Origin of the sequence: Arthrobacter sp. H-02-3 (genome assembly GCF_003097355.1) — a bacterium.
In the GTDB taxonomy this organism is placed as follows: Bacteria; Actinomycetota; Actinomycetes; order Actinomycetales; family Micrococcaceae; genus Arthrobacter; species Arthrobacter humicola.
The window spans coordinates 39,473-54,207 of record NZ_PYUI01000028.1 but is presented as its reverse complement, the minus strand read 5'-3'; the positions used below and the strand labels follow the sequence as shown (position 1 = coordinate 54,207).

Sequence of the window (14,735 nt, the reverse complement as noted above, 5' to 3'; positions counted from 1 at the left end):
GCTGGTTTCCGCCCAGTCCAGCTCCGCCCCCGTAACACCGGCCGCCCGATGCACTTCCGTTCGGGCCTCGGGTGGCCTGAGCACGGTTTTGGACGGCACGCAGGCCCAGTATGCGCATTCCCCGCCGATGAGCTCGCGCTCGATGACCGCGACCTTTTTCCCGGCTTTCAGCAGACGGCCCGCGGCGACTTCCCCGCCCGGTCCCATGCCCAGCACTGCCACGTCAAAATGTTCGCTCATAGCTCTCCCCCTGATCTCGGATGATATTTCGGGTGCTGTTCCTCAAGCCGTGGTTTCGGGCCGTGGGCATCACGGTGCCGGCATGCGGGCGTCCTGAGGTGTCCGGTCCGGGGCAGAGGCCGGTCGGGTCCTCAGCAGGCACATCCGTGTGCGCCCCTTTCGGGGGCGGCAGGCTGTGCGGGCAGGATTTCATCGAGCAGGGACCCGGCCATGGCCGTGCCGATCCGGTGGGCTTCGGCGACGGGAACGACGGAACCGCCCGGGTGGGCGTCGAGCCAGGGTTGCGCGGCTTCGTCGGAGGCGAAGAAGTGGACCTGGTTGCAGAACGCAGACCGTACCGAACTCATGTCCTCGGGGTTCAGCAGGGAGACCACGGCCGTGGCCGGCTCCACGCCGGTCACACCGGACGCGCCGACGCTGAGCCTTATCGGGACTCCGGTGGCGTGGCAGGCTGATTCGATCCGGGCGGTTGTGCCGAGCAGGGCCGGGAAGATCAGGGTATCCAGGGCGCACCATGTGTAGAGCTGTTCCCCGGCGAGTTCCAGGCGGTGTGGGGTGGGGCTCAGGGACAGGCCGTGCCCGATGATGCGTCCGTCCCCGTCGTACTCGGTGTCCGGCACCGCGGCCAGCGCGGCGCGGATCTCCGGCACGGTGCGGCCGGTGACGGCGGCCAGGTCCCCGATGGCCACGGGCTCGCCCTGTGCCAGCAGATGCAGCAGGGGCAGCCAGAGGGCGGGTTCGATGCCGGTGTCCGGTGAGGTCAGACGGTCGGTAAGGTCGCTGAAGTTAGTGTTCATGGTGGATCTTTCTTCCGGTGTCGAGGGGGTAGGTGTCAGGAGGCGCAGCAGGAGAGTTTGGAAACGTCCGTGGTGAAGGACTGGGCGGCGATCTTGATCCCTTCGGCCATGGTCAGGTAGGGGCTCCACAGGTTTGCCACCTGCCCCACGGTCATCCCGGCTTCCAGGATGTAGACCCCGGCTGCGGCCAGGTCCCCGGCGTCCTTCGCAACGGCGGTGATTCCCACGATCCGTCCTGTATCGGCGTCGGCGACGATCTTAATGAAGCCACGCGTGTCCCTGTTCACCAGGGCCCGGGGCACGTACTCCAGGGGCAGGACCCGGCATTCGCACCGGATGCCGGCCTCGTTGGCTTCCTTGTCCGTCATCCCGACCGCGGCCAGTGCCGGACTGGTGAAGGTGACCCGGGGCAGGTGCCGGTAGTCGACCTCGCGCCCGGCGTTGTTGAAGGCGTTCTCCACCACCAGGGAGCCGTGGGAGGCTGCGACGTAAACGAATTCGCGGTGTCCGGTCACGTCCCCGGCGGCCCAGATCCGTTCGTTGGAGCTGGCCAGCCGGCTGTCGACCACGATTTCTCCGCTGTCCCCGGTCTTGACGCCCACCGCGGACAGGTTCAGTCCGTCCGTGACCGGGCGCCTTCCCGTGGCGACGAGCAGCCTGGCGGCCCGGAAGTCCTCCTGTCCGCCGGAGACGGCAGCGGTCGCGACGATCCCGCCGGTGGCCGGGTCCGTGCGCACCGAGGACACGGCCGCACGGCGGACGACGCGGATACCCTCGTCTGCAAAGACACCCATCAGGGCGCGCGAGGCATCCGGTTCCTCGGCCGAGGCCAGGCGGGAGCGGACCAGCATGGTGACCTTGGACCCGAGCCGGGCGAAGAGCTGGGCCTGTTCCAGGGCCACGTACCCGCCACCGATCACGAGCAGGGACTCGGGCACCTCCTCGAGTTCCATCGCGGTAGTGGAGGTCAGGTACCCCGTGTCCTGCAGCCCGTTGATCGGTGGCGCCCACGGGGCGGACCCGGTGGCCACCAGATAGTGCGCGGCCCTCACGGATTCCCGGGCCCCGTCGCCTCCGGTGATTTCCAGGACCGGATCGTCCTGAGTGCCGGCGAACACGGCATTGCCCTGGCGCAGCTCCCAGCCGTAGTCCGCAATCAGGTCCACGTATTTATCCGACCGCATCGTCTCCACCAGGGAACGCTTCCCGCCGATCAGCCCGGCCATGTCCACCGGCCCGGCTGAAGTGCTGATGCCGGGGAACCGGCCGGACGCGTCCAGGGCAACATGCCTGGCCTCTGCCGCGGCCAGCAGCGCCTTGGAGGGAACACAGCCGGTGTTCACGCACGTCCCGCCGACGGTGGAACGCTCGATCATCAGGACCCGTTTGCCCAGGCTGGTCGCCCGGATCGCGGCCGCGAACGCTCCGCCGCCGGAGCCGATGACGGCCAGATCAAAATCAGGTGTTGGTTCAGACATAAAATCCTCCAAAGTCGTACAGCAGCGCCATCCCGCCTACCCGCAACGGTGCCTCGTGTAATGGTCTGGCCCCAGTCTGCACCTTCCACCACAGGGGAAGGTCAAGAGCCAGACCCGTCACCGTCCCCGAACCGGGGAGCCATCCCCCGGCTCAACGCCCCCGGAAAAAGTGGGCTCCCCGGCCCGGGGCGGCACACACAGGTTCCTGTATCGGTTCTTGACCTTCCACTAAACTGGAAGGTCAAGAGGGAATCCCCAGAGACAAGAGGTGCATGATGCGTATTGGCGAAACCGCCACGGCCGCCGGCATGACAGCCAAGACACTGCGGTTCTACGAGGACCGGGGCCTGCTGCCGGCCGCCGACAGGGCCCCGAACGGATACCGCGACTACCCCCACGAGACAGTCAGCCGGCTGGAATTCATCCGCCGCGGCCGCACCGCCGGACTGACCCTGGCCCAGATCGGAGACATCCTCTCCGTCCGGGACATCGGCCAGGCCCCCTGCGTACACGTCCGGGACCTGCTGGCCAAACAGCTCCGCGACCTCGACGCCCAGATCGCAGAACTCACCGCACTGCGGGCAACCGTCGCCGAATTCCATGACGCCGCGGCCGCAGGGGACCCCGCGTCCTGCGACCCCGAACGCATCTGCAGCTACCTCTAACGAGAGCCAAGGCCAATGCCGGTTCGCCGCTACTGAATTCCCCAGTGCCCGGCACACTTGCGCTCGAGACGTACACGCGACCATATGGAGAATCCATGACCACCGCCATCTCAGTCATTGTCTTTGACGTCAACGAAACCCTGTCAGATATGTCGCCCATGGGGGAACGCTTCAACGAGGTCGGAGCGCCGGCTGAACTCGCTAAACTCTGGTTCGCCACGCTGCTGCGTGACGGCTTCGCACTTACGGCCAGCGGAGACAACGGATCATTCGCCGCCATCGGAGCCGACGCACTCCGGGGACTTCTGACCGGGGTGGAGCTTAACCGCCCCCTCGACGCGGCGGTCGACCATGTCATGAGCGGCATGACCGGCCTCGGAGTACATCCGGATGTCCCCGACGGGGTCAGTGCCCTCGCCGCTGCAGGGTTCCGGCTGATCACACTCAGCAACGGCTCAGCCCAGATCGCCGGGAAACTGTTCAGCGAGGCCGGGATCCGGGAAGCGTTTGAGTCGCTGCTTTCGGTCGAAGACGCGCCCGCCTGGAAGCCTGCCCGGGCCTCCTATGAATATGCCGCCGCCGCCTCCAGGGCCGACCCAGCCGGCATGCTGCTGGTGGCCGTGCATCCGTGGGACATCCACGGCGCCGCCCGTGCCGGGCTGCATACAGCCTGGCTGAACAGGACCGGGGGTAGCTACCCGGACCACTTTGAGGCTCCTGAATTCATCATCACAGCCCTGACCGAACTTCCCGCGGCCCTGGCAGCAGCGCACTGACGAGGACCGTGGCCGGCCGTCCGGACGGGGCCCGGCTGCGGGTGACCGCCGCGCCCTGCCGCCGCCTGCTGGTTTGGAGGTGAAAACCGCGGACCGGGTGGAAGCGGGCCGATGCTCACTTCCACCTCCCGGGGTCTCAGGCGGTCAGTTCCTGGACGGCGGGAAGGTCCAGTTCTGTTGCAGGTAAGAGCAATTGCTGTCATTGCCCTTAGCACTGTCAGCCGGCCCGGTCACGGGCATAATGAAGCCAGGCACAACGCGGGCGGACCTTCGTTACCCGACACCGCCCAGGCTTAGCGTTGGATATTCAAAGAATTCACAATCCCTATCTAGCGGGCGGGGCCGCTTTTGGTCCTTTCCGCGCCCACTGCTGCCCCTGTGCGGGTCTTTTTGGCTTTGGCTGCGCCCTTGCCCATGGTGACGGCTGCGCTGGGGTGTGTGCCCTCGCTGCGTTCCGCAGCGGCGCGCCCTCGGACTTGAGTTTCGTTGGCTCCGGTAGTTGCCAGGGATGCAGCGAAAGCTTTCTGGCGTTCCGCTGAGCCGTAGTCGGTGGACGACGTGCTCTCGGCTTTCAGGCCCTGGTCTTTGAGCCGGCTGCTGTCGTTGCCGGTGACGCGGTTTTCGATCTCGCGGCCGACGCTTTCCATGCGGGCAAAGAGTTCCTTTTCGGCTCGTTCGTACCGCTGTTCCACGGGCGTCCGTTCGGACCCTGTGAAGCCTCCCTCTGCCAGGAGTTTGGCTTCGTGCATGTCCTTGGCTGCTTGGACGAAGGCGGGATCCTCGAAGTGTGAATCTCCGGCGCCGTTGATGTTCGCTGTGGTTTCTTTGCGCAGCTGGTCGATGTCGGGACCGTTGATCCCGTCCTTGCCGATGAGGAACATGCGTTCCTGGATGTCAGCGTCGGCAACTGCAACGGCTGTGGGGGTCTTCGCATTGTGAGCGGTCTGCAATGCCTGGGCCAGCTCGGGGTTGGCCAGGTACTCTGCGGGCACCTGGTGGCGTTCCATTTCCGGGGCCAGTTTCGCGGCCTGTGCGCGGAGTTCTTCGGCGCGGGCCGCGGCGAGCAGCTGCATGGCCTTCTCGTGCTCCACGGCCGCCTTGCGGGTCTCTTCCTGGCTGCGCGCCAGTTCGTCCTGCCGGGCCTTCTCGGTGGTGATGGCCTGGATACCTGACTCAAGGTAGGCGGCATCTGTGCCGACGTCGTGGGTGTCGATGCCGATGCCGTAGCGGGTGAGAACTTCCTGACGGATCTTCTCCGAGGCCGCCAGGGCGGTCGGGTCGTGGTCCTTCCAGCCTTCAGCGACAGCGTGTGCCGTGGCAATGTCATGGGGCTGGGCTTTGTCCCACCACTGGTCCTTCTCCACGGGTGCCAGCGCCGCGTGCGCCGCGCTACGATCAGCAGTGAGGCGAGCCTGCGCTTCGTGCGCCACCTGGGCGTCCTGATGTTCCTGCTGCCGCTGGGATTCCTGCCGCCGCCGGGCCAGAGTCTCGGCAATGCGTGAGGCGATCATCAGCGACTGCCGCAGGCCGCCGTCCAGGACATCATCCATTCCATCTGATTCACTCATCTTGCTCCCCTTGCAGTTGGTGGTGGTCTTTATCGGTCCAGCACGGGGCCGGAATCGCGGCCGGTGTGCTGGTGGGTTTTGGCCGGTATTGGTGTGCTCGGCACGGCTGAACCTGGGCGGATGGGTGCCATGCCGCGGAGACCAAGCTCTACGGAATTCGGTACCGCTGCCTGTTCTGGTGCACCGACGGTGACCGGCCTGGGCATGGTCGCTGCGAACGGTTTCAGCTGTTCGATGACGACGGCACGGAGCCGCTGCGCTTCTCTCGTTCGTCCGGACTGTTGGTGCATTTCGTGGATGGCGAATGCGGTATTGACCAGCTGCAGCATGAGCGCCGATTGAGCAGCCGTCTTGTTCTTACTCGAGGCCGCCATGAACAACATGGCAGTACCGGCAATGGACGGCAGGGCAACGGGCTTGTTGTGATCCCGTGGCGCGCGAAGTTGTGCGGTACGGGACAGTTCGGCGGCGGTGGCCGCCAACGGACCCGGCGTCGGTTCGAGCCGGTGCGACCATGCCGCGAACGCCCCGGATACTTCCCGGGCAGCCTTCGCCCACGTGGCGTGATCATCACGCGGCAGTGCCCGTAGCTTCTCAACCAGTGCGGTCGCGTTCCGCGTGTATTCCACCCACATTTCCGCCGGCGGAGTTCCGTTCTCGGGGCCAGTCCTGGACACAGTGCGCCTGTTGCGGGCAGCTGCGTTCCATTCCGCTGCAGCCTCCGTGGCCAGGTGCGGTGAGTCCATCCACTCTTCACGCAAGGCACCAAGCTTCAGGTCAGAGGCGAGAGTCCCGCCGCCGAACCAGATAGGACGTTCACCCTGGGTGGGGCGTTCGGCTACTGAGTACCCCACAATGACGTCGGTGGTGTTCTTCGCGTAGCGCGGCCGCACCAAGAGGCCGGTGTCCCGGGCCCGGCGGACGAACTCACCTTCGGTAGCAGAGGCGCTGGCGCTGGCGCGCACTTTCCGTGCCAGAGATGAGCGGTGCATTTCCCGGTCGTCCCGGATAGCGGTGGCCTTCTCGGCCCGGTCGTAGCCACGGGTGGAGTGCACGGTGGAGAGCTGTTCCAGCCCGTACTTAGCCTCCAGCTCCCGGCAGGTCTCCTGCGCCTTCTTGTAGTCGCCGTGGGTGGAGGCTTTAGTTCCGTCTTCGCGGACCAGGGAGACGGCCAGGTGGATGTGGTGGTTGCCGTTTTCGGACGTGCCGTGGTTGACCGCAACCCACCGGCAGCGTGCTTTTCCGCTGGCTTCGGTGAAGCCCATGGAGTCCACGAAGTCATTGGCGATATCGCCCCACTGCTGGTCCGTCAGTGCGCCCTCTTCGGCGCGCAAACTCAACGAGCAGTGCCACACGCTGGCGTCCTTGTAACCGACGTGCACGCGCTCCTTCTTCGCCGCGTCCCACTGCATGTCCTTGATCTGAACCGACACGCCATACGCCTTGCGCGGCTGGTCCAGATGCTTGGCAATCGCCAGCGCATCGTCCCGGTCCAGAACACCGTCGTCGTACCACGCCATAATCGCAGCATCGCCTGCTACCAAGTGCGGCTCGCTGTGTGCGTTCTTCGTCTTATTGGCGTCAGTCGATGCCAGGTAAACCATGAGCCCGCCCATGCGCGAACCGCGTGTGATGTTCGGGATCATCCTTACATCAACCCCTCAATGGTGCGGTCAATGCGCATCGCCACTGAACGGAGATGCTTCAGTGCTTCGCGTGCTTCAGCGGGGAACTCGCTGGTGGCGTTTGCCTGCCGCGCGAGCTGGTTGATGTTGTTGGAGGAACGGGCCATCAGATTGTGCAGAGACATCAGTTCAGCGATGGCGGCACGCCTTTCCGTTGTCGTCTCCTGGGACTCGGACAGCGCTGATGTAATCAGTAGGTTCGGGACAGTCACCTTCTCGCGCTCAGCCCTCGCGACCAGCGCGGCTTCCTCTTCAACAGTGACCCACAGGTCACGGCGCTTCTTGGTGCCGGCGGGAGTGTTCTCCCGGCGTCGGCGCGACAGATTGAAACGGTGAGTGAATCCCTCATCCGACATTCAATCCATCCCTTCAAGGCCCAGCGCAGCGACCCCGGAACCGGGGACCACACTGACCAGTGTGCCGCACTCGACCGCCAGTGTCGAGCGCGACAAGCCACTTACACCCGTGTAAGTGTATAGCTTGCTCCGGATGGTTGTCTTTGTCTGTTTTCCTGCCCTGCGTGCACCGTCCCCCAAAACCAGTCCCGGGACAGGTGGCAAAACCCGGTAGAGTCGGGGGCATGGACATCAACGACATCGCCGCCAAAGCGGCCGCAAAAATTGACGCCGCCCGCGACGCAAAAGTAGATGCCGTGAAGACCGCCGCGGCCAGCAGCGTCGAACTCCTAGAGGCAGCCCAGCTGCTTGCATTTGCCGAACAGAAATACGCAAAGGACTACCAGGCCGCTCTCCGCGCCGACTGGACCGAATCTGACCTGCGGGGCTTCGGGTTAGACGCACCAACAAGGAAGGCCGGCGGACGTCCACGTGGCGCTAAGACCACCCGCCAGGCAAAGCCAAGTCATGAAGCTGCACGCGAGAAGGAATAATCGGCGCTACCAGCTTCGACAACCAGTAGCCCCTCGTCCACCTGTGCACGGCAAAAGCTATTGCCTTCGGGCTTTTCCCGTGCACAGGTGGACGACGGGACCCAGCTGACCGCCTGCACACAACCACCACGTCACCACCATGTGCCAACCTCGCCCACGGCGAGCGGTGGCCGTGCACAGCCTAGAACATACGGTGCCGGGAACGGACACGTTTCCCATGGTCCAAGCCGCACCGCTGCCGGGTAGCCGGGCCGCCGTGGTTGGGTTCTTTCAGCCGGGACGACACACATTCGGGTGTGCGGGGCCGAGGTCAGGAGCGATGGCACCGTTAGCCCGCGGGAAGGTTCTAATGCGCTCGGGGGGCTACCAGCGGCGTCACGGGCGGTGACAACCACAAGCTGCAGGGCGGCGATTACTCACCACCGTCTTCCATAGGCCCGCTTGATCCAAGGCACGGCAACGACCGCCGTACACACCGAAATGACCCCCGAACAACTATGGGGCTCCTCTTCCTTTTTTGTTTCTCAGCTAAGGCACCGCTGGATGATAATTTGCAGGGCTTCGATGATTGCCACGACGCCGGCAGCGAGCCAGCACATGGCTTTTCCTACTGCCTTTACAGCTTCCGCTGACGCCTTGATCTGCCGGATTGAACGCTTGAAGGGTTGCTTGGTCATACCCTCTCTCATGCGTAGATCCACTGGTGAGGGCCGTTCACGCACCAACCCAGGCTGTGCATGAACGCCGGCCCCCGTGGTGACCTTCCGAGGACGTGGTGCCCTGGCGTTTGTGTACAGGCGGTCAGCTGGGTCCCGTCGTCCACCTGGGTGCGGGAAAAGCCCGAAGGTAATAGCTTTTGCCGTGCCCAGGTGGTCGAGGGGCTTTATCGGTTTACAGCACCCTGCAGGTACTTCATCCCAACTCCCAACGCGAGGACTAAGCTCGAAGGTGTAAGCAGCAGGATGTTTGCAAAACGAAGGGTCCGCATTCCATGGAGTGCGGACCCTTGGTTTGCTGACTACGGACCCTAAATGCCTTGATACGGTAGAACAGTCCCGCCAGTCGTAGGCGCTTCTCCCCCGAGCAGGCCTCCCGGCGGGACATCTATTTGAGGGGAAGGGTATGGGTCTGCGGAGCCTCTTCATGAGACGTCGGTCGGCGGTCGGCACGGCTGCCTCCGCTGTCGTTGTAGGGAGTGAACCGGAGCATCAGGAGCCGCTGACACCCGAGCAACTTGCAGAACTGCAGGAGGCTTGGGCCGAGCTCGCCAATGCAGCCGAAGGATCTGGCGTTACCGGCTTGCACGCATGCTCTCGCACCGGAGGGCCCTGGCAGGAAGACCCCGTGGCCGTGCGCGGCCTGGCCGCAACACTCCGGTCGATTTCGTCGGACAAGGCTCAATGACGGCCATCGCGGTGCGCCCCGGCGGAGGCGTATCGGCGGCAACCGGCAGAATGTACCAGGCACTAAAGCTCTACCGCGCTGTCGCTCCCCGGAAAAAGAAGCTCCGAAACGAACCGGAGTTCAACCGCAAAGTGGAACTGCACCGCCAGCTCCGCGCCCGGATGTCTGAGCTTGTCCTTCTTACTGACCCTGCAACCCCGATGACCGAGGACACCCCGTGGAAAAACTGCTGATGCACTCACCCGACCTGACTGAACGGAATATCGATAAGATCGCCGAACTTTTCCCCACGGTCATGACCGAGGGGCGTGATGACCACGGCCACGTCACAAAGGCGATCGACTTCGACCTGCTGCGTCAGGAGCTGTCTGCTCACGTCATTGAGGGTCCTCAGGAGCGCTACCAGCTCGACTGGCCTGGCAAGCGCGAGGCACTTTTCGCCGCCAATGCACCTATAGCCAAGACCCTTCGCCCGGCGCGCGAGGAGTCGTTGAACTTCGACACCACTCAAAATCTCTTCATCGAAGGCGACAACCTCGAGGCTCTCAAGTTGCTTCAGGAGTCCTATCTCGGCAAGGTCAAGCTGATCTATATCGATCCGCCGTACAACACAGGCAACGATTTCGTGTACAACGACGATTTCTCCGAGACAACAGGTGAGTATCTGGCCCGGTCTGGGCAGGTTGACGAAGCAGGCAACCGACTCGTCACCAATACGGAGTCGAACGGGCGATTTCATTCCGACTGGCTGAGCATGATGTACCCGCGTCTCAAGCTTTCACGTTCCCTCTTGGCCAGGGACGGCTTGATTGCCGTCTCGATTGATGATCATGAAATCGCCGCGCTCCGCGCGCTCATGAGCGAAGTGTTCGGCGAAGGCAACTTCATCGCCACCGTCATCTGGCACAAGATGGACAGCCCCAAGAATTCGGCGCGACATCTTAGCGAGGACCACGAATACCTCGTACTCTTCGCGCGGGACGCAGATACATGGCGACCCAACTTTCTACCGAGAACCGACGACATGGTTGCCCGTTACAAGAACCCCGACAACGATCCTCGCGGTCCTTGGCTATTGGGCGATCTGGCAGCACGTAACCGGTATGACGAGGGGAGATACTCAATCACGACGCCGAGCGGGCGGTTCATCGCGGGTCCACCTCCTGGAAGCTACTGGCGCCTCAGCAAGGTCAAGTTCGATGAGCTTGACGCCGATGGGCGTATCTGGTGGGGAGACGGATCCATTCGTCCAGGCGTCAAACGATTCCTCTCCGAGGTTCGTGATGGGGTAATTCCCCAGACCTACTGGAACTGGCGCGACGTTGGTAGCACGCGCAACGCGAAGCAGGAACTGCACCGCTTGATGGATGCCTCATCCGGGGACAACCTGTTCGTCACTCCTAAACCTGTCCGACTGATAACACGACTTCTTCAGATCGCAACGGATCAAGACTCCCTCGTGCTCGACTTCTTCGCTGGGTCCGGCACAACCGCTGACGCGGTGCTTCAGTCCAATGCGGTAGACGGTGGGCGTCGACGGTGCATCACGGTCCAGTACCCCGAGCCGTACGGTGCATCCGAGTCGACTTCAACCGGGGTGCCTGCCTACCTGACGATCGCGGACGTATGCCGGGACCGCATCAGGCGCGCCGGGACCAAGGTGCTGGAAGAGTCTGGCCTCACAGAAGAGAACCTTGATGTTGGTTTCCGCACTCTCAAAATCGACTCGACGAATCTCACTGACGTTCGACGTACGCCGGATGCGCTGGTACAGGACCAACTCGACCTCTACACGGACAGCGTGAAGCCCGATCGCACGGGCGAGGATCTGCTGTTCCAGGTGCTGCTCGATTGGGGCCTTGAACTGACGATGCCGATCGCCGTCGAGCAGGTCGAGGGCCATAAGGTGTTTATCGTCGAGGACGGTGCGCTCATCGCTTGCTTCGACGCCGAGGTGGGTCCTGCGCTAGTTCGTGAGGTCGCGAACAGGAGGCCGCTGCGTGCGGTGTTTCGTGACTCGGGCTTCGCCACAGACGCTGACCGTATCAACGCCGAGCAGGTGTTCGCTGAAGCCTCGCCTGCGACCGACGTGAAGGCGATCTAAGCCAGATGAAATTTCAATTCAAGGTTCAGCAGTATCAGACCGATGCGGTCGATGCGGTGATCGATTGCTTCGCCGGACAGCCCCGCGACAACGGGGTGTCGTATCGGATTGATCCTGGCCGCCGTGCAACTTCAGCCCACCCGACTCTGGGCTTTCCTGAGACTCTGGACTCCGGACTGCGGAACGCGGAGATTGCCCTGAGCCCTTCGCAGTTGCTGGAAAACATCCAGGCGGTGCAGCGCGGCCGAAACCTGCCACTGTCGAAGTCGCTCCTGCCGAGCAAGGCGGCGGCGGCGGGCGCCCCAAACCTTGATATTGAAATGGAGACAGGGACCGGTAAGACCTACGTCTACATCAAGACCATTATGGAGCTGTACAAGCGGTACGGATGGAGCAAGTTCATCATCGTGGTTCCGAGCGTGGCCATCCGCGAGGGTGTGAAGAAGTCGTTCGACATCACCGCTGAGCACTTCCAGAAGATCTACGGCACCAAGCCGCGTTCATTCGTCTACAACTCCCTTCAATTGCACGAATTGGAACGGTTCAGCTCCGATGCCGGCGTGCAAGTAATGATCATCAACATCCAGGCGTTCAACGCGACGGGCAAGGACAACCGGCGCATTTACGATGTGCTCGACGATTTCCAGTCACGCCGTCCGATTGAAGTGATTAGCGCGAACCGGCCGATCGTCATTATCGACGAGCCCCAGAAGATCGGCGCGGCCAAGTCGTTGGAGGCGCTGAGTCGGTTCAATGCCCTGATGGTGCTGCGCTACTCGGCGACCCATAAGGTGGAGCACAACAAGGTTCACCGACTCGACGCAGTGGATGCCTACAACCAGAAACTCGTGAAAAAGATCGCTGTGCGCGGCATCGCGGTCAAGGGTCTGGCCGGGAGCACTGCCTACCTGTACCTGGACGCGATAGAGATCGCAAAGGCGGCTAAGCCGCGTGCGAGGGTCGAGCTGGAGATACAGACCAGGAGCGGCATCAAGCGGCAGGTCAAATGGCTCGACGTGGGAGCCCGACTCCACGACATCTCTGGTGGGATCGAGGCATACAAGAACCTCATCATTAGCGACATTGACGCTAACCGTGACGTCATTGAACTCAGTGATGGCAGCATCATGGCCGCCGGGCAGATCACCGCCGACGTGACCGAAGAGGCCAAGCGCCGCATCCAGATCCGGGAGGTCATCCGCGCCCACCTGGACAAGGAGCGCCAGCTCTTCGCGCAGGGAATCAAGGTGCTGTCGCTGTTCTTTATCGACGAGGTGGCCAAGTACCGCGACTACGAGCGCGAAGACACCCTCGGTGACTATGCGCGCGTATTCGAAGAGGAGTACCGGGCACTGGCGGCAGACGAACTGAGCCAGTTGGACTTCGACTCAGAGGCAGAGGCATACAGGCGCCACCTAGAATCGATCAGTGTAGAGAAAACGCACCAGGGCTACTTCTCGATCGACAAGAAAACCAAGCGGCTGGTGGATCCGAGCACGGCCAAGCGCGGCGAGGACGCGGGCCAATCTACGGATGTCGGCGCCTACGACCTAATCCTTAAGGACAAGGAGCGCCTGCTGTCGTTCGCTGAACCGGTGCGGTTTATCTTCAGCCACTCGGCACTGCGGGAAGGCTGGGACAACCCAAACGTATTTGTCATGGGCATGCTCAAGAAGAGCGATAACACCGTCTCCCGCCGCCAGGAGATAGGCCGCGGCCTGCGGATCGCCGTCGACCAACACGGCGAGCGTATAGACAACCCCGTCACCGTGCACGACATTAATGAGCTGACCGTCGTCACCGACGAGTCCTACACCGACTTCGTGACGGGCCTACAGAAAGAGATCAGCGAATCACTAGCCTCCCGTCCACGGAAGGCGAGCGTCAAGTACTTCGCGGGCAAGACATTTGCCACCGAATCCGGCGAGAGCATCGTCGAGGAGGCGATGGCGAACGCGCTGTACAAGTACCTTGTCAAAAACGACTACATTAACGACGACGACACCATCTCCGACGCTTATAAGGCCGCCCGTGAGGCCGACGCTCTCGCCAAGCCAAACTCGGACCTGCTCAAGCCGGTCATCGACTACCTCTGGCCGCTCGTTGACGCGCTCCTTGTCGGCATCCCGTTGCCGGAAGATGGGCGCAAGCCGAAGCGGATCCCCCTTAACGAGGAGAACTTCGCCAGGAAGGAGTTTCGCGAACTCTGGGGCCGGCTCAACCACAAGACCGTCTACCAGGTCGAGTTCGACTCCACTGAGCTGATCCACAAATGCGTCACCGCGATGGACGCCCACCTGAACGTCGCGGCGATGCAGTATGTGGTTCAGTCTGGTGAGCAGCGGGCTGCGCTCGACCCGGACGATCTTGCAAGTGGCGCGGGGTTCGCCGTCAGCTCAACGAGAACACACACCGAGAAGGTCTCGGCGTCCTCACCTGTAAAGTACGATCTGCTGGGCGAGATCACCGATAAGACCCAAGTCACCCGCCGCACGGCCGGTGCGATCTTGAGCTCAGTCAGGCCGGTTACGTTCTCTAAGTACCGGCAGAACCCGGAGCAGTTCATCACCGAGGCGGCGCGGCTCATCAACGAGCAAAAGGCCACCGTCATAGTGGAGCACCTGACGTACGACACGCTTGAGGAGCGCTACGACACGACGATCTTCACGGAGAACCAAACCAGGCAGGACTTCGCCAAGGCCGGGGAGAAGCTGAAGAAGCACATCTATGACTACGTTGTCACTGACTCCAAGGGCGAACGCGCCTTCGTCACGGAGCTAGACACCAGCAACGAGGTCGTCGTCTACGCCAAGCTCCCGCGCGGCTTCTTCATCCCAACTCCGGTCGGCAACTATAACCCCGACTGGGCCATTGCCTTCCAGGAGGGCATGGTCAAGCACGTCTACTTCGTCGCGGAAACTAAGGGCTCGCTGTCCTCGATGCAGCTTCGCGGAGTCGAGGAAGCGAAGATCGAATGCGCCCGCAAGTTCTTCGCTGGGCTGAACCGCAAGCATGATGAGAATGTCACTTACGACGTGGTAACCGACTATAGCCAGCTCATGCAGCTAGTCGTCGGGGAAAAACCCGAAGTCAATACAACAGTTGGTCAGCAGCTATAGGGGGTGTGTT

Annotated in this window: 13 protein-coding genes; 6 read left to right on the top strand and 7 right to left on the bottom strand. The window is 62.7% G+C overall.

All coding sequences use genetic code 11. The annotated features are described in order from the left end of the window. The 3 genes from C9424_RS19745 to merA form a co-directional block, all read right to left on the bottom strand. Positions 1 to 240, bottom strand: a 240-nt coding sequence (locus C9424_RS19745) for an FAD-dependent oxidoreductase (protein ID WP_161958262.1), incomplete at its 3' end; no start/stop codon positions are given. A 131-nt stretch (positions 241 to 371) separates the two neighbouring features. Continuing rightward, positions 372 to 1,037: an organomercurial lyase MerB gene (gene merB / locus C9424_RS19740; protein ID WP_116768551.1), complete on the bottom strand. Its 666-nt coding sequence runs from the start codon at positions 1,035 to 1,037 to the stop codon at positions 372 to 374. A 35-nt stretch (positions 1,038 to 1,072) separates the two neighbouring features. Continuing rightward, the gene (gene merA / locus C9424_RS19735) at positions 1,073 to 2,515 is read right to left on the bottom strand and encodes a mercury(II) reductase (RefSeq protein ID WP_116768550.1); all 1,443 of its coding nucleotides are present in this window, start codon (positions 2,513 to 2,515) and stop codon (positions 1,073 to 1,075) included. 275 nt (positions 2,516 to 2,790) lie between these two features. Between merA and C9424_RS19730 the strand changes: the two genes are divergently transcribed. Then, positions 2,791 to 3,180 (top strand): heavy metal-responsive transcriptional regulator, encoded by a 390-nt coding sequence (locus C9424_RS19730; protein WP_116768555.1) that lies wholly within the window; start codon positions 2,791 to 2,793, stop codon positions 3,178 to 3,180. A 95-nt stretch (positions 3,181 to 3,275) separates the two neighbouring features. Then, the gene (locus C9424_RS19725) at positions 3,276 to 3,956 is read left to right on the top strand and encodes a haloacid dehalogenase type II (protein ID WP_116768549.1); all 681 of its coding nucleotides are present in this window, start codon (positions 3,276 to 3,278) and stop codon (positions 3,954 to 3,956) included. Between the two features lie 329 nt (positions 3,957 to 4,285). Here the strand turns inward: C9424_RS19725 and C9424_RS19720 are convergent, their stop codons facing one another. The 3 genes from C9424_RS19720 to mobC are packed head-to-tail and all read right to left on the bottom strand — an operon-like array spanning position 4,286 to position 7,565. Then, positions 4,286 to 5,524: a hypothetical protein gene (locus tag C9424_RS19720; protein ID WP_116768548.1), complete on the bottom strand. Its 1,239-nt coding sequence runs from the start codon at positions 5,522 to 5,524 to the stop codon at positions 4,286 to 4,288. 29 nt (positions 5,525 to 5,553) lie between these two features. Beyond that, complete coding sequence (locus C9424_RS19715; protein ID WP_116768547.1) at positions 5,554 to 7,170, bottom strand: relaxase/mobilization nuclease domain-containing protein; 1,617 nt, start codon at positions 7,168 to 7,170, stop codon at positions 5,554 to 5,556. 2 nt (positions 7,171 to 7,172) lie between these two features. After that, positions 7,173 to 7,565 (bottom strand): plasmid mobilization relaxosome protein MobC, encoded by a 393-nt coding sequence (gene mobC / locus C9424_RS19710; RefSeq protein WP_202615938.1) that lies wholly within the window; start codon positions 7,563 to 7,565, stop codon positions 7,173 to 7,175. Positions 7,566 to 7,789: 224 nt separating this feature from the next. Here mobC and C9424_RS19705 point away from each other — a divergent pair, with 224 nt between their 5' ends. Beyond that, positions 7,790 to 8,098 carry a hypothetical protein gene (locus C9424_RS19705; RefSeq protein WP_116768546.1) on the top strand — a complete coding sequence of 103 codons (309 nt, stop codon included), beginning with the start codon at positions 7,790 to 7,792 and terminating at the stop codon, positions 8,096 to 8,098. Positions 8,099 to 8,622: 524 nt separating this feature from the next. On the opposite strand, the gene C9424_RS21530 is transcribed toward C9424_RS19705, so the two are convergent. Next, the gene (locus tag C9424_RS21530; protein WP_161958261.1) at positions 8,623 to 8,775 is read right to left on the bottom strand and encodes a hypothetical protein; all 153 of its coding nucleotides are present in this window, start codon (positions 8,773 to 8,775) and stop codon (positions 8,623 to 8,625) included. A 723-nt stretch (positions 8,776 to 9,498) separates the two neighbouring features. Between C9424_RS21530 and C9424_RS19695 the strand changes: the two genes are divergently transcribed. From C9424_RS19695 to C9424_RS19685, 3 genes are read left to right on the top strand one after another with little or no spacing between them, the layout of a single operon-like run. Further along, positions 9,499 to 9,735 carry a hypothetical protein gene (locus tag C9424_RS19695; protein ID WP_116768544.1) on the top strand — a complete coding sequence of 79 codons (237 nt, stop codon included), beginning with the start codon at positions 9,499 to 9,501 and terminating at the stop codon, positions 9,733 to 9,735. After that, positions 9,720 to 11,606, top strand: coding sequence for a site-specific DNA-methyltransferase (locus C9424_RS19690; RefSeq protein ID WP_116768543.1), 1,887 nt, complete (start codon positions 9,720 to 9,722; stop codon positions 11,604 to 11,606). Before C9424_RS19695 ends, C9424_RS19690 begins: the two co-directional genes overlap by 16 nt. Before the next feature lie 5 nt (positions 11,607 to 11,611). After that, on the top strand, positions 11,612 to 14,725 hold the full coding sequence (locus C9424_RS19685; RefSeq protein WP_116768542.1) for a type III restriction-modification system endonuclease: 3,114 nt from the start codon (positions 11,612 to 11,614) through the stop codon (positions 14,723 to 14,725). Positions 14,726 to 14,735 lie beyond the last annotated feature (10 nt).